Here is a 21,624-nt window from a genome sequence, read left to right on the forward strand (position 1 = left end):
GGCTCGCCGTGCTTAATATAAAAGAGCTACGCGCGGTGCGCGGAGCAGGACAGGAGCAGCATGAGGTTTATCTACCTGACCTGATGCTCGCGGCGGGCCAGGTATCCGCAGTAGTGGGCCCTAGTGGCTGTGGCAAAAGTACCCTGCTTGAAGCAATAGGGCTGCTTTTGACGCCTCAGTCGCTTGGCCGCTATACGCTTGGGCCAACCAATATCGATGTGGCTGCCCTGCTACACCACAACGATGAACGAGCGCTCGCCAATCTTCGCTCTAAAGACATCGGCTTCTTGTTACAAAATGGTGGCCTGCTGCCCTACTTGAGCGTGCAAGAAAACATCATGCTACCCAGACGCCTGCTAGGGCTTTCCCCGCACAGTGACCGAGTTCAGCATGCCTACCGCGTCCTCGGGCTGGAGCAACTGCTCAATAAACGCCCTGGCGCACTCTCTATCGGTGAGCGCCAGCGCACGGCATTTGTCCGTGCGATGGCTCACGAGCCACGCCTGTTACTTGCTGATGAACCCACCGCCGCGTTAGACCCTCACTCTGGAACACGGTTATTCGACCTTATTGTGTCTTTGGTCCAGGAGCTCGACATGGCCGCGCTAGTGGTCTCCCACGACGCTTCTCTGGTAGCCAGATTCAAGCTACCAAAACTTACGGCCAACGTAGCACCAGGAGGATGTCGCTTTGCTTTCGCGTAGCCAGCATGGCGCTTTAATTGTCCGCCTAGCGCTCAAGGATCTCTGGTTCGACCGCCAAGTCTCCTTTTGTATCGCAGCGGCGTTGGTGGCCGTGATTGCGCCATTACTGCTTCTTTTTGGTCTCAAATACGGCGTTGTTAGCCAGCTACAGCAAGAGCTACTCGATGATCCGCGCAATCTGGAAGTGCGCATGCTGACAAGCGGTAGCTTTGATGATGCTTGGCTAATTAGCCTGCGTGAACAGCCCACCGTTGGCTTTGCTATCGGACAAACGCGCTCACTCAACACCCAGGCTGATTTACTCAAAAGCCGGGAAACGTTTGTAAACGGCATTGAGCTGCTTCCTTCAGCCCCTGGCGACCCACTGCTCGCCCAGCTGGACCGCTACCCTGAAGGAACTCAAGTTATTTTGAGTGAGCCCGCCGCACGCCGCCTTGAGGCCTCGGAGGGCGATCGTTTAACGCTGGCGGTAAGCAGACGACTTGACGATCGCTTGGAGCGAGGCCGCTTGGACGTCGAAGTAGCCGGTGTGCTGGAACCGGCCAAATTTTCTCGCCCAGCGGCGTTTGTCGACCTTCCCTTGCTCATTGAGCTTGAACGCTTTCGCGATGGGCATTCAAGTCCACGTCTGGGCGTAGATAACGGCATAACCCGAGGAGATTATCCGTTACGTTATGCCCGCGCGCGTATTTACGCTAAAGATGGAGACGCCGTTCAGGCGCTCGTAGAGTGGCTAGAAACCCAGCGAATCGATACCGCCAGCCATCTCGCCGACATCGAAAATGTCCGTGCTATCAATAGAGTACTGGGGCTTGTCTTTGGCGTCATTGCCGCTACCGCGCTGGTGGGGTGCATGGCATCCATGAGCGGTGCCTTTCTGGCTAATATCGACCGCAAACGTCGTGAGTTTGCAGTTTTACGTTTATTGGGCTTTCAGCGCCCTGCTATAGCGGCCTACATCGCGGTTCAGGTTGGCACGCTGACCCTGGCCGCCTTTACCGTTGGCTTGGGGCTTTTTGCACTTGGCTCGGCCATCGTTAATCGCGCTCTGGCCACGAGTCACTTGGTATCGGGTGTCGTGAGCCATATCACCCTTTTCCATGCAGCGACCGCGCTGGTGCTAACGCTTGGCGTTGGTCTGCTAGTGGTGGTGGTGAGCATTGCCCGTGCTTACGGAATTCAACCTGCGGAGAGTCTACGTGAAGCTTGAACGCCTACTTATCTTACTTATTGCGGGCTTGGGAGTGACGACCCCGGCTCACGCAGAGCCAGAGTGGCCGGAACGGGTTTATAACCCGGCCGCACTGGATGACGACGTTGTATTGCCAATGCCCTGCGGGGGCGCAATGGCCTTTCGCCAAGTGCACGTACCTCTCTATAAACCACTGGATGATTTCCCTATTCAAATAGGGCAAGACGGTACCGGGTGGGGTTACGTTGAACAGAGCCGTCCCGCACATATTTCAGGCAGCTTTTCAGACGCGCCGGATGCCTCTTCGCGCTACTATTTGATGGCCAAGTATGAGTTGACCGAGCTGCAATACGAAGCGCTGACGGCAGACACCTGCCCCGAACCTTCTAATCGAAAGCGGCTGCCTAAAGTCGCGCTAAGCTGGTTTGAGGCCACTCAAATCAGCGATACATACAACCTGTGGCTACGCGAAAATGCGTTGGACTCCATTCCCCAGGAAGACGGCGTTGCGGGCTTTGCGCGCCTGCCTACCGAAGTGGAGTGGGAGTTCGCCGCGCGCGGCGGGCTTGAAGTCAGCACCGCTGAATATCGGGATTCTCACTACCCTATGCCCGATGGCCTGAACGCCTACGAATGGTTCACGGGCGCCCAATCCTCTAACGGAAGGTTACAGTTGGCCGGGCTGCTGGCGCCCAATCCTCTTGGTCTTCATGACCTTCTGGGTAACGCCAGTGAGATCATGTTTGAACCCTTTCATCTCAACAAACTTGATCGCCAACATGGGCAATCCGGCGGCTATATCGTACGCGGGGGTAACTATTTAAGCCCTCGCGAAGACATACGCACGGCACTGCGCGGTGAAGAGCCTTACTACTCCAATACGGAGCGTACACAAGGCCGTGCCACGGGTATGCGCCTGGTCGTTGTCGCCCCGACACTTACCTCTCGAGAGCGAATCGCGACCATTGAATCTCAGTGGTCAGAGCTTGGCCAGGGGGAGCAAGCAGAAGATGGTACGCCAGATGCAACGATTCAACTGGCAGCGCTGGCCTCCGGTGTCGAAGACAATGCACTCCAGCAAGAACTCCAGTCACTAGAGCGTCAACTGCGAGCCAGTAACCAGCGTCAGGAAGAAGCAAGAAACCAAGCCATTCGTGCCAGCCTCAACCTGGGCGCGTTTCTCTGCACCAAATTAGAAGATGATGGCATTTTTTACGACTTTCTGGCCGGTAACTATCAAGTTAACTGTGAAAACGACACGCCCGATGCCAGTTGCTCAATGCGAGAGGCGCGTCTGGAAGAGCAAGAGCAACGGCTTCAGGGCCTTAGCCGCTATTACGCGAGTAGCCTGGTGGAATCAGCCACGCTCTATAGCGCTGAAGCCCTTGAAGAACAGGTTCAGGTATTTAGTGAGATGCTGTCGCTAAACGCTCAACTAAGCGGACTAGAACCCTACCTTCAGACTTACTGGCAGCAGCAACGTCAGTTTTTGGATGACCAACACATCACCGCTGAGGCTTGGCTCGAAAGCTGTAAAGCCATGGCACAACAATAGTATAACTCATCAAAATTAAGGGATCTTTCATGACGGTTCGTGCAATGCGTATTAAACAATTTTTTCTTGGCTCACTTGTCACAGGCGCTTTAGCGCTAACGGGGTGCGCGAGTACAGGGAGTAGCTTTCTGGGTAATTCTGACAACCAGTCTGCAGACCCGCGCCTGACGCAAGGCACTGATGCTAGCTTTTTTAATAAATCAGGATTTCAGGCCTGCGCAGCGGGCGCTGCCGTGGGTGTCATGGGCTGTATGCTCAGTAATTCCAGCAATCAAACCCAGTGCGCCATTATTGCAGGGCTGAGCGCCTGCGGTGTTGCCATGGGGGCCAACTATTACCTCGAGCAGCGGCGCAACGAATACGCGTCGACAGAGGAGCGTCTAGCGGTTATGAGCCAGGATATCCAACAGGATACGCAAAAGGTGATTGCGCGTACCAATACTGCGCGTCAGGTCCTGGAAGAAGATCGCCAAAGCATTGCCCGAATAGAGCAAGAGATGGCCGGACAACGCTTGAATCAAGAAATGGCAGAGAAAGAGCTCGCGGGCATCGACAGCAATATTGGCATACTGCGCCGCGACCTTCGTAACATGCAAAAGTCCGTTCAAGAGTATGAAGAAGTGGTCGCGTTAGAGCGCGAAGTCGCAAGCCCTGGCGAGATTCAACACGTAGAGCAGGAAATCCAAGTTATGAACCAGCAAGTCCTCGCGCTTCAGCAGGAAGTAGACGACCTCTATAGCATGCGTTCTGCCATCACGCTGGGTTAAGGGTATCTGATGAAACTTCAAACTATCGCGGCATTGTCCGCCCTATTCATGCTTGGCGGCTGTGCCACCGGCCCACAAGCCTGCGACCCAAGCAAGGAAGTCAACCTAATCGCCAAGCTGTCTTGCGACGCAGGGGGCGGCTACCGTGCGCGCATTGATAGCGGCGAAGAGCAGGTTCACCTTGATCAAGCGGAGAACGAGCTGTTTCGTGATATTCAGCGTCAGATCATGGAACAGCAGCGCGCCACGCGCGACGAGCTACGTATCACTAACCAACAACAATACGAGCTTGAGCGTTCGATTGAGCAACTAGTCGCAAAGCTACAAAACCGCGCGGACGAACAGTTGGGGTTACGGCGTCAGTTGAACGAGCTTGAACAGCAAAAAAGCTCAGCATCCTCCCCCCAAAACGCTGATGAAGAAACGTTTGCCGAACGGCAAGAACGTCTAAATGCTCTACAGGAGCAGGTCAACCGACTCCAGCAAAGCCTTGGCTATACTCCCTGATGATAAACACAATCGTAATGTATACGGGGAGACGCCATGCAGCGCGCCCTTCGTGAAGAAGGCATGGCGTTGGTAGAGCCTTTGCAACCAGAACGGCTGCAAAGGCTCGTGCATCGCTACTGCCCACCTAGTATTGGCAATCTGTTTGCTACCCCACGATCAGGCCAAGCAAATGGTCTGGAGTGGTGGACGGAGCTTACCGGGCAACCCCGCGCACTAGCAGAGCTTTCGCCCCAAGAGCAGGAAGCGCTCAAAAAACGAGCGACTCAGCGCTTATCGGCACTCGACAACCTAATCGGCGAGCTTGAAAACCGCGGTGATGAAGCCGCCACGGCATTACGGCAGTTGCCTACAACACCCAACACCGAGCAGCTGTACTCGGTTAACGGTGAACCGCTTTTGATTCGCTGGGTACCCACCGTGGCGACTGGCGCGACGCCCGCCGCGGCTCGCCCCACCGTAGCAGCACCACTTAAACCAGCGGCTACGCAAACGACCACCCTATGGTGGTGGCGTAGAACCCGCTGGCTGGTGCCTTTTTTACTGTTGCCGCTGCTCGGATTGGCACTACTCGGCTTTTGGCTGGCCTTTTCTTATTGGGACCGCTTTAAACTCCCCTGGCTCAATAACGATACCCAAGTGCTGCCATTTGCTTGCCGAGCGGACAGCCCGCCACCGCCGGAGTTTTTCACTATCTTTGATACATCAGGCTCCATGAATTTGAATATTGAAACCACACAGGAAGACGAACGCTGGTTTTTCGACATGCCGGATCTTTTACGTCAACTAAGAGCCAACGATCCACGCATGCAACGCCTGATGGCAGGCCCCTCGCGCCTTGACGTTGCCCAAGGCGGCTTTACTGGCCTGATCAATGCCATCGACCCCGATATCGATATTGGGTTAATCACGTATCAGGGATGCGAAATGCCCGTTATGCAGGGCGTATTCTCTGCTGAGCAGCGCCCCCAACTGGTAGCGGGCATTCATCAGTTGACGGCTTATGCTGGTACGCCGCTTGCCGCTAGTTTGCTTCAGGCCGCTCGTGCGGTGGATGGCCAACAGCGCGATGCGATTATTTTAGCCTTTGTTGACGGAGCCGATGGCTGCGGTCAAAACCATTGTGCCGTCGCTCAGGAAATTGCCAGCAGGCAGCCCAGGCTCAAAATTAACGTCGTGGATATATCCAACAGTGGGCTATCTGATTGTATCGCACAACAGACAGGCGGACGTGTATTCGGGTCCCAGGATGCTGACATGATAAACACGATGCTGATGGATGCAGGTAGAGAAGCGCTCAGTGATGAGTACTGTCGCCTTTGAACGCTGTATACAACCACGGCACAGCAATTGACTCGGCCACTTAACGACCCGACACCGGGTAAAAGCCCCCCTCCCGCCGCCCCACCGGCCGTCTCAACCAAAACGTCATCAACACCACCGCCAGCAGCACCTCGGCCAGGTCGCCGCCGTAGTACATCAGCTGCGCGGCGGCTTGCACGTCTTCCAGAGTGTGGCCGGTGCCCTGGGGCAAGCCTTGAGCGTACATCAGTTTGCCGAGCAGGCTGTGGGTGGCGATGGCGGCGAACAGCACGCCGAGGCGAAAGCGCAGGCTGAGCCGGTGGGGTGAGGTGTCGGGCTCGGCGAGGATCGCCCAGCAGAAAAGATAACCTGCCAGCAGGAAGTGCAGGTGGATGGCGTAGTGAAGCGCCGGGCTTTCAAGCGAAGCGGCGTAAAGCGGCGTCATGTAGAGCACGTACATGCCGCCCACGTTGAGAAACAGTGCGGTGACCGGGTGAGCAATCAAGCGAATGAAGCGGCTATGCAGCAGCGCCACTACCACCTTGCCGCCCGCTTGTGGAAGCGTTTTGAGCAGCAGCGTCATGGGGGCGGCCAACACCCAGGCCAGCGGCGCGAACATGCCGATCAAAAGGTGCAGCGTCATGTGCCCGGTCAGGTCGTGGTGTGCCCAGTTCATCAGCGAAGGCCAGAAAGCCACGCCTAGCAGCGCGCTGGCCAGCACGAAGAAGCCGCACCGCTTGCGGCTCCAGAACGCCCGGCGGTGAAGCCCCTGGGCGGCGGCCAGGTACACCAGCGTGATGAGGACGACCAGCGCGAAGGGCAACCAATCCAGCAGCGAGCCGTGGGGGTTGGCGTGGGCGTGCATTTAACGCGCGGCGCTTGACCGGGCGCGCCGGAAAAACCACGCCCCGACCAGCAGAAAGACGAGGGCGAAGGCGTTCCATACCAGGTCGTAAATTAATGGGTCCACGCCGTAACGAATCTGATGCAGGCCCAACACCTTGTGGTTGATCAGGCCGTCGAAGAGCTGAAAGCCGCCCATCCCCAGAAAAAAGCCCGCTTTCGCCCAGGCAATGTTCAAACATTGGCGCTGGGAGAGATCCAACAGCATGAAGACCCCCACGACCACCGCCAGCAGCTCGAAAGCGTGCAGCAGCCCGTCGGACACAATGCCGAAGGCCGGCGTGGAGAAGTCGAAAAAGTGGTGCCACTGCAAAAGCTGGTGGAAGACGATCTCGTCGACGGCCGCCATGACCCCGATGCCCACCAGCAACGCCGCCCAAAGCGAGCGTTTTACGCTCAACGGGGTAGATGCATTCGCCATTCTAGTCATCGCCGTTCTCCCTGACAGTCATGTAAGCGTAGGCAAGCCCAAACCCTGGGTAAAGGGCGGGCGGCGCCTGGCGCAATGAGCAATTGCCCTGCCCAGGAGCGCTCTCTAGAATAGCGCGCGTCGGTGTTTCTTCGGAAACTTAATAGAGAATCCAAAGCGGCCTGGCCGCGAACCGGAACTGCCCCCGCAACTGTAGGCGGCGAGCGACGCTCAAGAGACCACTGGACGCTACGTCCGGGAAGGTGAGCTAGCCATGACCCGTCAGTCAGGAGAACTGCCGACGACTCTTCACTCACCACGGCGCCCCAGGCGGCCGCGGATCATGCACGGGAGTGTACATGATGCTGACATTACGTAACGCAACGGCCCTTTTGGGCCTTTGCGCGGCGCCGGCTGCCTTGGCGGCCACCGACTACCCGCTCACGCTTGAAAGCTGCGGTCATGCCATCACCCTCGAAGCGCCGCCGGCGCGGGTGGTCACCATCGGCCAGGCGGCGACGGAAATGCTCTATCTGCTCGGCCTCGAAGAACGGATGGTCGGCACCTCGCTTTGGGTCAACCCGGTGCTCGATGAGTTTGCCGAGGCGAATGCCGGCGTCGAGCGCCTTTCCGACGACGCGCCCAGTTTCGAAAGCGTGATCAACAAAGAGCCGGACCTGGTGATTTCCGCTTTTGAGTGGATGGTCGGGCCGGCCGGTGTGGTGGGCACGCCCGAGATGTTCGACGACGCGGGGGTGGCGCTTTGGACCCTGCCTACCGAGTGCGAGGGCAAGGACAACGCCCAAAGCATGGACGGCGCGCGGCGCACGCTCTTCGACCCGGCGCTGGTGTATCAGGCCATCGCGACGCTTTCGCGTATGTTCGATGTATCAGAGCGCGGCGATGCTGCCATCGAGGCGCTCAAGGCGCGAGAAACCGCCGCGATCGAGGCCGCCCAGGCACTCAGCTTGCCCAAGGATGCCAGCGGCGTGTTCTGGTACTCCTCGGCACAGCTGGGTAGCGACCCTTACGTGGCGGGTGTGAACAGCGTACCGGACTGGATGATGAGCACCCTCGGCATCGACAACGTGGTGAGCATCGAAGAGGAGTGGCCGAGCGTGGGCTGGGAGCACATCGCCCGCGCCAACCCTACCTTTATCGCCGCCGCACGCATGGAGCGCCGCCGCTTCCCCGCCGACGACCTGGCCACCAAACGCGACTACCTACAAAGCGACCCGGTGACCGGGCTGCTCGACGCGGTGCAAAGCGAGCGCGTGATCGAAATCGACGCCCACGCCATGGACCCCTCGATACGCAGCATTTTCGCCCTCGAGACGCTGGTCGAGCACCTGGCCGATTTCGACCTGGCGCTCTGATGCGCGCGAAAACGGCGCGCCCCGCCGCCGCCACCTGGGTTTGGCTGATGCCGCTTTGTTTGCTCGCCGCGCTTTTTATCGGCGCCGCGGTCGGCGAAACGCGCATTCCGCTTTCCACCGTGCTCGACGTGCTGGCCAAAAAGACCGGCCTGACCGACCAGCCGCTCAATAGCCTGGATGAAGCCGTGGTGTGGCATTACCGCATGGCGCGCGCCGCGGTCGCCGCCTGCTGCGGCGCAGGGCTGGCGGTGTCCGGGGTGATTTTACAGGCGCTTTTACGCAACGCCCTGGCCGACCCGTACCTGCTGGGTATTTCCGCGGGCGCCTCCACCGGCGCGGTCACCGTGACCGTCGCCGGCGTGGGGGCGGGCATGATCTCGATGTCGATGGGTGCGTTTGCCGGCGCGTTAGCCGCGTTCAGCTTCGTGGCGCTGCTCGCCCACATGGCGGGCAGCGGCCCCGGCACCCGAGGCGCGGGGGTGTTGATTTTGGCCGGCATCGCCGGGGCGCAGCTTTTCAACGCGCTGACCGCTTTTATCATCGCCCACTCGGCCAACGCCGAGCAGGCCCGCGGCATCATGTTTTGGCTTTTGGGCAATCTTTCTGCGGTGCGCTGGCCGGATGCCTGGCTTGCCCTGCCCGTGGCGGTCGCAAGCCTTGGCGTGGCGCTTAGCCAGGTGCGCGCGCTGGACGCCTTCGCGTTCGGCGCGGAAAGCGCGGCCTCATTAGGCGTGAATCTGCGGCTGACCCGCTCGCTTTTGATCGGCACCGCCGCGCTCGTCACGGCGGTCATGGTCTCGATCACCGGTGCAATCGGCTTCGTGGGCCTGGTGATTCCTCACGCCTGCCGCCTTTTGGTGGGCGTGCGTCACCGCCAGTTGGTGCCCGCCACCGCGCTCTGCGGGGCGCTGTTCATGGTGCTTTGCGATGTCGTCTCCCGGGTGGTGATCCCCGGCCAGGTGCTGCCGATCGGCGTGATTACCGCGCTGGTCGGCGCCCCGGCGTTTGCCTACTTGATGGTGCGGGGGCGGCGATGAAGACGCCGACCGCTTCACCCCCGCCGCTGCTCAGCGCCCGCGGCCTTAGCGGGGTGCTCCAGGGGCGAACGATCGTCGAGGGCGTGGACCTCGATATTCACCCGGGGGAGACGCTGGGCGTGATCGGCCCCAACGGCGCGGGAAAATCCACCCTGCTACGTCTGCTGGCCGGGCTTTTGACGCCCGCCCAGGGCGAGGTACGCTTCAACGGCACGCCGCTTGCCCGCATGAGCCGGCGCCAGATTGCCCAGCGCATGGCGCTGGTGGCCCAGCAGGCCGACACCGACGAGCGCATCACCGCCCGCGACGCGGTCGAGCTTGGCCGCACGCCCTGGCTTGGGCGGCTGGGCGGCTGGCGCGACGCGGACGAAGCCGCCGTCGACCAGGCGCTGCACGCGGTCGAAATGCTCGATTTGGCCCACCGTGAGTGGAGCTCGCTTTCCGGCGGCGAGCGCCAACGCGTGCACATCGCCCGGGCCCAGGCGCAAACGCCCCAGCTGATGCTGCTCGACGAACCCACCAACCACCTGGATATTCACCACCAGCTCGCCATACTGGAACTCATTCGGCGGCTTCCGATCACCGCCGTCGTCGCACTACACGACCTGCAACACGCGCTGCATTGTGATCGGGTGCTGGCCATGAAAGCCGGGCGCATCGTGGCCCTCGGCACGCCCACCGAGGTGCTCACCCCGGCGCTCATGAACACGCTATTTGCCGTGAATGCCCGCCTGGTGGACGACCCGGAAGGCGGCGCGCCGCTCATCGCTTTTCAAAGGATTCATTAGATGCCCCAACGACTGACCCGACTGTTTGGCGGCCCTTGCACCGCGCAAAACGGCCCACGCCTATGACCACCGTCGCCATTTTTGTGGATACCCAAAACGTTTACTACACCGTGCGCGACGCGTTTGGTAAACACTTCGATTACCATGCGTTCTGGCGGCGGGTTAGCGCGAATCGCGAGGTCACGGCGGCCTACTGTTACGCCATCGACAAGGGCGACGCCAAACAGCGCGAGTTTCAGAACATCCTTCGTCGAATCGGTTTCGAGGTGAAGTTAAAGCCGTTCATCCAGCGCGCCGACGGCTCGGCCAAGGGCGACTGGGATGTCGGCATCACCCTCGATGCCATCGAACACGCCCCGCTTGCCGATGTGATCGTGCTGGTCTCCGGCGACGGCGACTTCGACCTGCTCGCGGAAAAGATTCGCCGGGTTCACGGTAAACGCGTCGAAGTATACGGCGTCGCCCCGCTCACTGCCGCCTCGCTGATTCAAGCGGCCAGCGCCTTCATCCCTATCGATCAGGCGCTGTTGCGCACGTAGCGGTCGAGCCAGGCGTTGATTTCAAGGCCCACGGTCTCCGGGTCGGTCATGTGAATACAGTGGCCCACGCAGGGCAGCTCCCTCAACGTGCTGTCCGGCATATGCGCGTGCATATAGCGGCCCACCTCCGGGTTGGCCAGCGTATCGACCTGGCTTTGTAGCAGCAGCGCCGGGTGGCGCACGCGGGGCAGCACCGCCCGGTAGTCTGCAAAGAACGTGGCCCGAGCAAATACCTTGGCAATGACCGGATCGGTGGAGCAGAAGCTCTCGGAGAGCTCGCCGATGAGCTTCTCGGAGCTTTCCGGGCCCAGCACCAGCGGCGCCAGATAGTGGGCCCAGCCGATATAGTTACGCTCCATCAAATCCAAAAGCTCTTCCAGGTCCGCGCGCTCGAAGCCACCGTGATAATCCGGTGGCAGGTTCAAAAAGCATGGCGAGGGGCAGATCATCAGTTGGCTGGCGAAGCGCTCGGGTATTTCGAGCGCGGCCAGCTGGCCGATGGTGGCACTGACCGAGTGGCCGACGAAGTGCACCTCGTTCAAATCCAACGCTTCGATGATCTCGATGACGTCCCGGGCGTAGCCCTCGAGCGTTGCATAGCGGTTCATATCGAACGCCGCTAGCTGCGACTGCCCGGAGCCTACGTAGTCGAATAGCACCAGCGTATAGCGCTCTTTCAAGGCCGGCAGCAGGTAGTGCCATACCCGCTGGTCGCAGCCAAACCCGTGGGCCAACATGAGCGTTTGGGCGCCCTCGCCCACCACGGTAATATTGTTGCGCGCCATGACGCCCGCTTTGGTTAACAAACCGCTTCCTCCCTGGTTGAAACATTAATCCCCGTACTTTAATCCCCGTACTTTCTTTGAAACTCCTCTCGCGCCCACGCCGCGACCCACCCGGGGAAGTGACTGGCGGGCATGGGGCGGGCAATGAAGTAGCCCTGGCCTATTTCGCAGCCCAGTTCCAAAAGCGCCCGGCTGTGCGCCAGGGTCTCCACGCCTTCGGCAATGACGCCGAATTCGAACGCCTGGGCAAAGCCGATCACGCCTTTCAAAATGGCCAGATCCCCCCGGCTTTCGAGCATGTTCTGGACAAAGCTGCGATCGATTTTGAGCGTATCCACCGGCAGCTCTTTTAAGTGGCTAAGCGACGAGTAGCCGGTGCCAAAATCGTCCAGCGATACCTGAAGCCCCAAAGCGCGGCACGCGCTGATCACCAGCGCCACCTGGTCGATATCGTCGATGGCGCTGGTTTCCAGCACCTCGAGCTCCAGGCAGCGTTTCGCCACCTCGGGAAAATCCGCCAAAATCGTGCCAAGCTCTTGTAAAAACCGGGGGTGCTGGAAGTGGTAACCGTCGATATTGACACTCACTACCGTCTCCAGGCCTTGGCTTTGCCAGGCGCTTAGCTGGGCAAGCGCCTGGCGAATGACCCAGTACCCGAGCCGCATCCCATTGGGCGTATCGCTCAATACCGGCAGAAAATCCTGGGGGCCGACCAGCCCCCGCGACGGGTGGTGCCAACGAATCAACGCCTCGGCACCCACGACCCTGCCCGTGCGCATATTGATTTTAGGCTGGTAAAACAGCGCAAACTCCCCCGCGGCCATTGCCCGGTCGATCGCCACGAGCTCGGCGTGGCGCTCCTTTTGCACCTCTTCGTCATCGATATCGAAAAAACATACCCGGTTTTTACCCGCGACCTTGGCCTGGTACATGGCCTGGTCGGCCTGGCGAATCAGCTGGTCGGGCTCCAACGCTTTGGCTTGCGGGTAAAGCGTAAGCCCAATACTGGCCGACAGCGTGAGCGAAACATCGTCCACGAAAACCGGCTCTGCAAGCCGGTCGATGAGCCGGTAAAGCGGGCTTTGGGCAAGCGCTTGATCGAAATAGCCATCCAGCACCACGACGAACTCGTCGCCGCCGAAACGGGCGACCATATCCTTGTGGCGAAGGGTATCGGTCAGCCGCTTGGCAATCTGCTGTAGCACCTTGTCGCCGGTTTCGTGGCCATACCGGTCGTTGACCTCTTTGAAACCATCCAGGTCGATGAAGGCGAGTGCAAAGCCGCTTTGCCGCGCGGCAATTTGACGGTCGAGATGTCGGCTGAGCGCGGCGCGGTTGGGAAGCCCGGTAAGAGGGTCGACGCTTGAGAGCGCGCGCAGCTGAGTCACTTTTTGTTCCAGCAGTTGCTGCGTCTTTTTTAGCTCGACGAACAGCTGCTCCGAGCGGTTCGCGTTCGCGATACTCCAAAAAAGACGCGCGTTCGTGCTATCAGCGACGACGCTAATGATTACCGGCTGGCTTTTTTGGGAAGGGGGAACCAGCGACAAACGGATCTCTTCGCACTGGCCATCGCGTGCCAGGGCGGGCGCCACGAAGGTTTCGATCAGCACCTGGGACGCTTTACTGAATAACTCGAACAGATCCCGGTTTTGCAGCGACTCGAACGCGTAGCCGTACTGGTCGCTCATATATTGATTGCTATAGAGGATCCGGCGGCTATCATCGGTAACCATACATCCCACGGGGAACTCATCGAACGATAGCGGGCCGGGTATGTACATCGTAAACCTTATGAACGCACTGAAAAAACTGTATTTTAACCGAGTTATATTATTAACATTTATTTATCGGCATATTTCTATAACACGTTCCCCTTATAAGCCCAAATTTTATTGGTTTTTTCCCCGGGTTTTCACTTGGTCAATTCGCCACTTTTTTGGTGGCCACCGCTGAGTTTGAAACGACAGACGGCCGTGAGTTTTTCCATATCCCTCTTGGGGCAGCCGTTCAGGCCAGCTATCCAGCCATTCGGTCAGGTAAGCGTCAGGATCTCGATCAAGAACAGCGCCAACAGGCTTAGCCCACTGGTAATGGCCATCTCCTTCACGTGGCGACCGATAGGCCCCCGCGTCAATAACGCGCCTGCTTTATGCCTAACAACCGGATTCCCGACACGAGCGTTGCACCACTGAAAACGTCACCGCTTGACGGGACGTGCGCGATGATAGCGCGCTGTCTTCATGGCAAGAAGGGTGGCGTGGCTTTCGCCGGAATAATACGCCGAGAACAACGCGGCACTTCGATGCGGATGCCTGCTTTACGCCGTCGCCAATTCGAGTAGATAGCCTTCATTGCGTACGGTGCGAATGAGGCGGGGCTTGCGCGCGTTGTCTTCGAGGCGATGACGCAGCCGGCTGATGCAGACATCCACCGAGCGGTCGTTGAGGTAATACTCCCGCCCCAGGGCATGACGGCTCAGCGCATCGCGGCTGATGATTTGATTGGGCGTCTCGCTGAGCGCCTCCAGCACCATGAAATCCGAACGAGTAAGATCGTAGACACTACCGGTCGGGGAATGGAGCCGGCGCAGCCGCAGATCCAAACGCCAACCGGCGAAATGACGCTCGGTTTCCTGTGCGGGCGGCGCCGGCGCGAAGCCTTGCGCCACCCGCCGACGTACGGCGCGAATACGAGCCAGCAGTTCGCGAAAGTCGAAGGGCTTGCAGAGATAGTCGTCGGCACCGATTTCCAGGCCGATGATGCGTTCCGCCGACGCCCCCCGGGCGCTGGTCATGATCACCGGCGTATCGTTCTGATAGCGCAAGCTTCGGCAAAGGCTTAGCCCATCCTCTCCCGGCAGCAGATGCTCCAACAGCACCAGCGCCACGCGGTCATCGAGCTTTTCCCACATCTCGTCGCCACTGGCGGCCCTAAGCGTGCGATACCCTACGCCTGCCAGGTAGCGACACACCTGGGCGCTGCTTTCCTCATCGTTGTCCACCACCAGAATGACGTCGCATTCAACCTGGCGGCCGGTACTTGATGTAGTGGGTGAGTCCGCTGCCAAACAATCCATTACATACGCCTCATAGACCAAAACTTTCTTAAACCAAAGCGCTAATATAATCGCGGCTTCTAATATCGTAAATACTAATCATTATTATTTTAAGGGACATTTAGATGCTCGGTGCTCATCCCCCCTCGCTCGATACCGCTGAATGGTCAAAAAAGCCCCTCGCTATCGCTATTGCCGCCGCTATAAGTGCGGGCCTTTTGAGTGGTGGCGCGTTAGCTCAAACCGATTCTGAGAGCTCGGCCAACGTCGAGATGGACACCATCACGGTCCAGGCCCGCTACCAGGGTGACCCGAGCAGAAGCTACACGGTTTCCGACACCAGCAGCTCCGCCGGGTTGGACCTTTCCCCCCGGGAGACGCCGCAGTCGGTGACCAGCGTGACCCGCCAGCAGTTAGACGACCAGCGAGTGGTCAACCTGGAAGATGCGCTAGAGCTTACCCCAGGCATCACCTCCAACAAATCGGAAGTGGGGGTGCGTAACACCTTCCGCGCCCGGGGCTACGGTATCAGCAACTGGAAGATCGACGGCCTACAGTTTCCGGGCGACACCGGATTCGCGGGTGGCGGCAACTCCCTGAACCTGGATCTCTACGAGCGCGTGGATATCGTGCGCGGCGCCAACGGCCTGCTGGGCGGCACCGGCGACCCCTCGGCCACCGTCGACCTGGTTCGCAAGCGCCCGGGCACGGAGTTCGGCGGCAACGCCTACGTCTCTTACGGGCGCTGGGACAACGCCCGGGCCGGGGCGGACTTGAACCTGCCGCTCACCGAGGATGGCAGCGTTCGCTCGCGCTTCGTCGTAACCCAAGGCGAAGGCGATGGCTTTCGCGATCACGAATCCAACCGCAACCGAGCGGCGCTGGCCAACTTCGAATTCGATGTAAGCGACGACACCACGTTCGGCCTGGGCTATCAGTACGAGTACAACAAAACCTCCGGCGCGGGCTGGGGCGCCAACGTGCCCATCTGGTTCGCCAGCGGCCGCCGCACGGATCTTTCGCGCAGCACCAACCTGGTGCCAGAGTGGAGCTACGCCGAGCAAGAAACCAACACCGCCTTCGCCTCGCTGACTCACCGCTTCAACGATGACTGGAGCGTCGAAGTCCAGGCCGCCCAAAGTGAAACCGATGCGCTGAGCAACCTTGCCCTGGGCAAGGTCAACCGCGGGCCAGTAAGTGGCACCTACAACGGCTATTGGGAAGAAGATGGCGGCGGTGCCATTCTCAACGGGATGCGCAACGACAACGAGACGCGCCAGCGCTCTGCCAGTATCGACCTGAAGGGGGCTTATGATCTGCTCGGCCGCCGTCATGATCTAGCGGTGGGCTACAGCGACAGCCGCACCCGTTCACGCACGTATGATCACGACTGCACGCTGTCCAGCAGCACGATGTCCGAATTTTCCGAAGGCTGCATGTACCGCAACGCCAATGGCCTGCCGATCACCGATTGGCGCAACGGCGTCGACCGCGACATCGGCCTGAGCGGCGCGCGAAACGGCCAGCGCAGCACCACCGAAACCGACCTGCGCGGCCTGTATGCCTCTACGCGGCTAAGCGTCACCGAACCGCTGTCCGTCATTTTGGGTGGCCGTACCAGCTACTATAAAACCGAAAACGAAACCGCCTCCGGCGACACGACTACCCGCCGCGAAACCGGCGTGTTCACCCCCTATGCGGGGCTGGTCTATGACCTCACGGACAACCACTCGCTCTACGCAAGCTACACCAACATCTTCACCCCACAAAGCAGCCAAACCGTGAGCGGTGACACGGTCGAGCCTATCGACGGCGACAGCTACGAGGCCGGTGTGAAGGGCGAGTGGTTCAACGGCCGCCTGAACGCCTCCGCCGCTTACTTCCGCACCCGCCAGGAAAACAGCGCCGTGCTCGACGGCGCCAACCTCACACCGGACGGCAACCAGGCCTACCGCGCCGGCACCGGTAACGAAACCGACGGCGTGGATCTGGAGATTGCCGGCGCCATTACGCCGAACTGGAACGTTTACGGCGGCTACACCTACCTGCACTTTCGCCGCATCGACTCCGACGGGCGCAGCGACCCCTCCCACCTGCTCAAGCTCCACACCACTTATGAGCCGGCGGGTATGTTGAATCGCTGGACCTTCGGTACCGGCGTCTATGCGCAGAGCAGTATCGATGCGATCTCCGGCCCCGCCGGTAAACCCGTCGACGGCATCAGCACCGGCTCCACGCCCGCCAACTGGGCAGGCTACGCCACCGTGAACGCCATGGCGCGTTACGACGTGACAGACGCGACCAACGTCACCCTCAACGTCGACAACCTGTTCGACAAAACCTACTACGACAACTTCGGCTTCTACGCCGGCGCTGTCTACGGCACGCCGCGCAGCGCGACACTCACCCTGCGCACCGAGTTCTAAGCCCGCCGCGCTTTCATCGAGCGCTCCCCATGCCGGTCAAACGCCGGCATGGGGTCTTGCCTTTCTCTATCAGCCTGCTCTACGCCCTTGGGTAGGCGTGTCCTTCAATAGCGCCCTTTCATGAGCTTGATACCCTGACCGGCCTTACGCACAGCGTTATACTGGTGATTGGAACGTCTTTTCCACTCTCATCAGGAGGTCTCATGCCGGCCCAGTTTCCCCAGGCCCGTCTTCGTCGTTTGCGCTCAAACGACGCGCTTCGCACCATCGTGCGTGAAACCTCGCTTCGCGCCGAACATCTGGTCTACCCCATTTTCGTCGAGGAGGAGACCGACGAGTACACGCCGATCGAGGGCATGCCGGGCCAGTACCGCGTGCCGGAAAGCAAGCTGGGTGACGAGGCCAGGCGCCTGAGCGCGCTGGGGCTTAGAAGCATCATGCCGTTCGGTATTTCCCATAACAAGGATGAAACCGGCAGCGATGCGCTCAAGGAAGACGGCATGGTGGCGCGCATGGTGCGTACCATCAAGGAAGCCGCGCCGGAGCTAGTGGTGATTCCGGATATCTGCTTTTGCGAATACACCACCCACGGGCACTGCGGCATCCTGAAGGGCAACACCGTAGATAACGACCGCACGATCAAGAACCTCGGCGTTCAGGCCGTGCAGGCGGCCAAGGCCGGCGCCGATATCATCGCGCCTTCCGCCGCCCAGGACGGCCAGGTCGCGGCGATCCGCGCAGCCCTCGATGAGGCGGGCTTTTCTGAGACCCCCATCATGGCCTACTCCACCAAGTTCGCCTCGGCGCTTTATGGCCCGTTTCGTGAAGCCGCGGGTACCGAGCTAAAAGGCGACCGCAAGACCTACCAGATGGACCCGATGAACCGCCGCGAGGCGCTGAACGAGTCGCTGGCCGACGAAGCCGAGGGCGCGGATTTTCTGATGGTCAAACCGGCGCTGGCGTATCTGGACATCATGGCCGACATTCGCCGCCAAAGCCTACTGCCGCTGGTGGCCTACCAGGTCAGCGGTGAGTACGCGATGATCAAGTTCGCTGCACAACAGGGGGTGATCGACGAATCCGCCGTGGTGCGCGAAACCCTGGGCGCCATGCGTCGGGCCGGCGCGGATCTGATCATGACCTACTTTGCGCCTCAATTGCTGGAAGAGGGGCTCTAGGTGCAAGCGTTGCCCGGTAACCGCTCAACGCAAAGCTAACGGGCCGCCGTTTTCACGTCACGCCGTCCTGGGCGGCGTGATAGCGGCACGTGAACCTGAAAGGGCACCGGAAAAACGAGCCTCCCGTGCAACGCCACGGTACGCTTTGCTTTGGCGCTAAAAGCCAATAGCTCCTATGTTGAAAGAAATACAGGGAGCAAAAAGATGTTGAATGCACTTGCAGGGAAGCTGAGGTTAAAAACCGACCCCTTCATATTTTTCACCTCGGCCGGGATCATGGTGGCCTTTCTGATCGTGCTGCTGATCGCCCCCGAGGCGATTGGCGCCGCCTTCGGTGCCGGCCGTGAATGGATCGTGACCAACCTGGGTTGGGTGTTCATTTTCGGCGTCTCGAGTTGGGTGGTGTTTCTGCTTTGGCTGGCCATGAGCCGCTACGGCGCCATCCGCCTGGGCGGGAATGATGCCAAGCCCACCTACACCAACCTTTCCTGGTTCACCATGCTGTTTGCCGGTGGTATCGGGACGGTCTTGATGTTTTGGGGCGTCGCCGAGCCCATTTCCCACTTTTCGACCCCACCCCGCGCGGGGGTCGAGCCGTTCACGGTAGAAGCCGCCGACGACGCGATGAGCTTTGCCATCTACCATTTAGGGCTTCATACCTGGGCCATCTTCGCCATGCCGGGGCTGGCGTTTGCCTACTTTATCTACCGGTATGATCTGCCGATGCGCTTCAGCTCGGTTTTTTACGCGCTCATCGGCGACCGGATTTACGGCCCCATCGGCAAAACCCTCGATATCGCCGCGATCCTGGGCACGCTGTTTGGCGTGTCGGTCTCGATTGGCCTGGGAACGCAACAGATCAACGCAGGACTCACTGAGCTTTTCGGTATTCCCGACGCCGTGTTTACGAAGGTCGTTATCATCGCCGTACTGACCAGCGTGGCGGTCGGCTCGATCGTGGCGGGCCTGGATGCCGGTATCAAGCGGCTCTCCAATATCAATATCGGTATGGCCGTGGGGCTGATGATCTTCGTGCTTTTTACCGGCTCCACCGTCTTCTTACTGCGCGCGGTCGTGGAGACCTTTGGCCTTTACGTGACCAACCTGCTGCCGCTGGCGTTCTGGAACGACACCCTGGCAAGCTACGACGGCAACGGCGTCGACTGGGGCTGGCAGGGCAGCTGGACCGTGTTCTATTGGGCGTGGACGGTGACCTGGTCCCCCTTCATCGGGATTTTCGTGGCACGTATTTCCCGCGGGCGGACCATTCGCGAGTTCGTGCTAGGGGTGCTGTTCGCTCCGTCGATGTTTACCCTGGTGTGGTTTGCCATCTTTGGCTGGTCGGCCATGGAGATCGACGGCATTGGCCCCGAAGCACGCCAGGCGCTGGGCGAGCAGGCCGGTACGCTATCCGCGGCGGTAAGCGAGAGTATTCCGTTGGCCATGTTCGCGTTTTTCGATAACTTCCCCGCCGCCACGCTTATTCAGGGCCTGGCGGTCGTGATCGTGGCGATCTTCTTTGCCACCTCGTCGGACTCCGCCTCGTTGGTCGTCGATATGCTGTGCACCGGAAGCCCGGACGCGGGCCCCTGGCATCAGCGGGTATTCTGGGGGGTCTCCGAAGGCGTGCTGGCGGCAATGCTCATCGTGCTGGCGGGCGATGCCGGGCTCACCGCGCTGCAGGAGGTGGTGACCGTGGTCGGGCTACCCATGTTCCTTTTGGTATTCGCCATGATGTTCTCCCTCTACCGCGCGCTCTCCCAGGAAAATCTGCACGAAGTGACGGTCAAAGCGCCGCCCAGCCAAAGCGAGCTCAACCCGAAAGAGTAACCCAGGGTCTGTCTGAAAAGTCGACGAGCGAAGACAAGACAAGGCAAAAATTGGCGAAAAAACGGAGTTTACATGTGTAAATGAGTATTTTGAGCCAATTTTTAACGCCGTATTGTCGAGCACAGGCACTTTTCAGACAGAGTCTAAAGCACCTGCCTGCCCGTTACTCGATGACGCGGCAGGCCCCCTTGGGTTTCAGCGCTTTAACGCGTTCCCGGGCTAATCAGGGTAAGATACCAAAGGCGCCACTTTCTTGCAGACAGTGGCGCTTTACCGGCTTCTCGAATGGCCGGTCGATGCACAAAGCCCGATATCCCCCGATGTATAAGGAGCGTAGCGCGCGATGGCCCACAACCGCACATTCGTCAGTGGCGTTCTCCTTCTGCTCCCCCGTCTGGCATCGTTTGCCTGGCGGGTACTGTGCCACTTTTTGAAAAATCGCGGCATCCTGCTGGCCGGCGGCGTGGGCTACAATATTTTGCTCTCCGTCGTGCCGCTCTTTGCTTTGCTGGGGGTCATGTCGACCCGCGTAGTCGACGAGCAGCATCTGCTGAACGTGCTGGCGATACAGGCCCGCCACTTGGCCCCGGCCCATGCCGATGTCGTGATGGACGCGGTACGCGGGCTACTCGACTCTCGCGATGTGATCGGCATTCTCAGCCTGCCGATACTGCTACTGCTTAGCTCGTTTGCCTTTCGTATGCTCGAAGATGCCCTTTCGTTCATCTTCAACGCCCCGGACTGCCCCCGGCGCAGTACCTGGGTCTCGCTGGTGCTACCTTACGCGTTCATGCTGGTGCTGGGCGCCGGGCTGATGGCGCTCACGCTGGTCGTGACACTGGCAAGTTCGCTCAACGCCCTGGCACTTGCGCTGTTCGCCCAGGAACTCCCCCTGGCGGGCCTTTCCGAGCCCGTCCTGAACCTGTTCAGCTTTTTCGGTGTATTCCTGCTTTTCAGTGCGATTTACAAGATATTACCGGTGGTCCAGATCGCTATCGGAAGAGCCGTGGTGGGCGGTTTCGTGGCAGCGCTTTTATGGGAGGGGGTCAGGCTCTTTTTGGTCTATTACTTTACCCACCTATCGTTCATCAATGCCGTGTACGGCTCTTTAGCCGCACTGATCATCGTTTTGTTGAGCCTTGAAGTAGGCGCGATCATTTTACTGCTGGGCGCCCAGGTCATCGCCGACCTGGAGCGCAACTCGCGCCTTGGCCTAGTGTGGTATGTGGACCCTGACCGCGAGGCGATTAGCCGGGTGGATTGAAAATCGA

At 59.7% G+C, this 21,624-nt stretch carries 19 protein-coding genes and 1 riboswitch; of the genes, 14 read left to right on the top strand and 5 right to left on the bottom strand.

The features are described 5' to 3' along the window. The first annotated feature begins 8 nt into the window (after nt 1-8). Genes ACWHVV_RS16885 through ACWHVV_RS16910 form a run of 6 tightly spaced genes read left to right on the top strand, consistent with a single transcriptional unit; the run spans nt 9 to nt 6,048 of the window. Nucleotides 9-704, top strand: a complete 696-nt coding sequence (locus tag ACWHVV_RS16885; protein ID WP_447927242.1) for an ABC transporter ATP-binding protein — start codon at nt 9-11, stop codon at nt 702-704. Then, nucleotides 691-1,914: an ABC transporter permease gene (locus tag ACWHVV_RS16890; RefSeq protein WP_447927243.1), complete on the top strand. Its 1,224-nt coding sequence runs from the start codon at nt 691-693 to the stop codon at nt 1,912-1,914. Before ACWHVV_RS16885 ends, ACWHVV_RS16890 begins: the two co-directional genes overlap by 14 nt. Beyond that, nucleotides 1,904-3,451, top strand: a complete 1,548-nt coding sequence (locus ACWHVV_RS16895) for an SUMF1/EgtB/PvdO family nonheme iron enzyme (protein ID WP_447927244.1) — start codon at nt 1,904-1,906, stop codon at nt 3,449-3,451. The genes ACWHVV_RS16890 and ACWHVV_RS16895 overlap by 11 nt, the downstream gene beginning before the upstream one ends. A gap of 29 nt (nt 3,452-3,480) precedes the next feature. Then, on the top strand, nt 3,481-4,218 hold the full coding sequence (locus ACWHVV_RS16900; RefSeq protein WP_447927245.1) for a hypothetical protein: 738 nt from the start codon (nt 3,481-3,483) through the stop codon (nt 4,216-4,218). 9 nt (nt 4,219-4,227) lie between these two features. Beyond that, nucleotides 4,228-4,725: a hypothetical protein gene (locus ACWHVV_RS16905; RefSeq protein ID WP_447927246.1), complete on the top strand. Its 498-nt coding sequence runs from the start codon at nt 4,228-4,230 to the stop codon at nt 4,723-4,725. Between the two features lie 36 nt (nt 4,726-4,761). Then, on the top strand, nt 4,762-6,048 hold the full coding sequence (locus ACWHVV_RS16910) for a hypothetical protein (protein ID WP_447927247.1): 1,287 nt from the start codon (nt 4,762-4,764) through the stop codon (nt 6,046-6,048). A 40-nt stretch (nt 6,049-6,088) separates the two neighbouring features. On the opposite strand, the gene ACWHVV_RS16915 is transcribed toward ACWHVV_RS16910, so the two are convergent. Both ACWHVV_RS16915 and ACWHVV_RS16920 read right to left on the bottom strand, forming a co-directional pair. Beyond that, nucleotides 6,089-6,892, bottom strand: coding sequence for a cytochrome c oxidase assembly protein (locus tag ACWHVV_RS16915; RefSeq protein WP_447927248.1), 804 nt, complete (start codon nt 6,890-6,892; stop codon nt 6,089-6,091). After that, complete coding sequence (locus ACWHVV_RS16920) at nt 6,893-7,360, bottom strand: DUF2243 domain-containing protein (protein ID WP_447927249.1); 468 nt, start codon at nt 7,358-7,360, stop codon at nt 6,893-6,895. A gap of 104 nt (nt 7,361-7,464) precedes the next feature. After that, a riboswitch (cobalamin riboswitch) is annotated at nt 7,465-7,656 on the top strand. Between the two features lie 42 nt (nt 7,657-7,698). Here ACWHVV_RS16920 and ACWHVV_RS16925 point away from each other — a divergent pair. From ACWHVV_RS16925 to ACWHVV_RS16940, 4 genes are all read left to right on the top strand, one after another. After that, nucleotides 7,699-8,715 (top strand): ABC transporter substrate-binding protein, encoded by a 1,017-nt coding sequence (locus ACWHVV_RS16925; RefSeq protein WP_447927250.1) that lies wholly within the window; start codon nt 7,699-7,701, stop codon nt 8,713-8,715. After that, nucleotides 8,715-9,752: a FecCD family ABC transporter permease gene (locus ACWHVV_RS16930; protein ID WP_447894529.1), complete on the top strand. Its 1,038-nt coding sequence runs from the start codon at nt 8,715-8,717 to the stop codon at nt 9,750-9,752. Before ACWHVV_RS16925 ends, ACWHVV_RS16930 begins: the two co-directional genes overlap by 1 nt. Next, complete coding sequence (locus ACWHVV_RS16935; RefSeq protein WP_447927251.1) at nt 9,749-10,540, top strand: ABC transporter ATP-binding protein; 792 nt, start codon at nt 9,749-9,751, stop codon at nt 10,538-10,540. Before ACWHVV_RS16930 ends, ACWHVV_RS16935 begins: the two co-directional genes overlap by 4 nt. Nucleotides 10,541-10,602: 62 nt before the next feature. After that, nucleotides 10,603-11,079 (top strand): LabA-like NYN domain-containing protein, encoded by a 477-nt coding sequence (locus ACWHVV_RS16940; RefSeq protein ID WP_447530168.1) that lies wholly within the window; start codon nt 10,603-10,605, stop codon nt 11,077-11,079. Here ACWHVV_RS16940 and ACWHVV_RS16945 read toward each other — a convergent pair. The 3 genes from ACWHVV_RS16945 to ACWHVV_RS16955 all read right to left on the bottom strand — a co-directional run bounded on the left by ACWHVV_RS16945 (nt 11,058) and on the right by ACWHVV_RS16955 (nt 14,940). Beyond that, nucleotides 11,058-11,885: an alpha/beta fold hydrolase gene (locus ACWHVV_RS16945; RefSeq protein WP_447927252.1), complete on the bottom strand. Its 828-nt coding sequence runs from the start codon at nt 11,883-11,885 to the stop codon at nt 11,058-11,060. The two genes, ACWHVV_RS16940 and ACWHVV_RS16945, sit on opposite strands and share 22 nt — an antisense overlap. A 38-nt stretch (nt 11,886-11,923) precedes the next feature. Beyond that, complete coding sequence (locus ACWHVV_RS16950; protein WP_447927253.1) at nt 11,924-13,552, bottom strand: putative bifunctional diguanylate cyclase/phosphodiesterase; 1,629 nt, start codon at nt 13,550-13,552, stop codon at nt 11,924-11,926. Between the two features lie 629 nt (nt 13,553-14,181). Continuing rightward, nucleotides 14,182-14,940: a winged helix-turn-helix domain-containing protein gene (locus ACWHVV_RS16955; protein WP_447927254.1), complete on the bottom strand. Its 759-nt coding sequence runs from the start codon at nt 14,938-14,940 to the stop codon at nt 14,182-14,184. Nucleotides 14,941-15,044: 104 nt separating this feature from the next. Between ACWHVV_RS16955 and ACWHVV_RS16960 the strand changes: the two genes are divergently transcribed. The 4 genes from ACWHVV_RS16960 (at nt 15,045) to ACWHVV_RS16975 (ending at nt 21,617) form a co-directional block, all read left to right on the top strand. Further along, nucleotides 15,045-17,345, top strand: coding sequence for a TonB-dependent siderophore receptor (locus tag ACWHVV_RS16960; protein WP_447927255.1), 2,301 nt, complete (start codon nt 15,045-15,047; stop codon nt 17,343-17,345). A 203-nt stretch (nt 17,346-17,548) separates the two neighbouring features. Further along, nucleotides 17,549-18,523, top strand: a complete 975-nt coding sequence (hemB, locus tag ACWHVV_RS16965) for a porphobilinogen synthase (protein WP_447927256.1) — start codon at nt 17,549-17,551, stop codon at nt 18,521-18,523. A gap of 204 nt (nt 18,524-18,727) precedes the next feature. After that, nucleotides 18,728-20,353 (top strand): BCCT family transporter, encoded by a 1,626-nt coding sequence (locus tag ACWHVV_RS16970; RefSeq protein ID WP_447927257.1) that lies wholly within the window; start codon nt 18,728-18,730, stop codon nt 20,351-20,353. A gap of 343 nt (nt 20,354-20,696) precedes the next feature. Beyond that, complete coding sequence (locus ACWHVV_RS16975) at nt 20,697-21,617, top strand: YihY/virulence factor BrkB family protein (RefSeq protein WP_447927258.1); 921 nt, start codon at nt 20,697-20,699, stop codon at nt 21,615-21,617. Nucleotides 21,618-21,624 lie beyond the last annotated feature (7 nt).

It is taken from the genome of Vreelandella sp. EE27, from assembly GCF_968206495.1.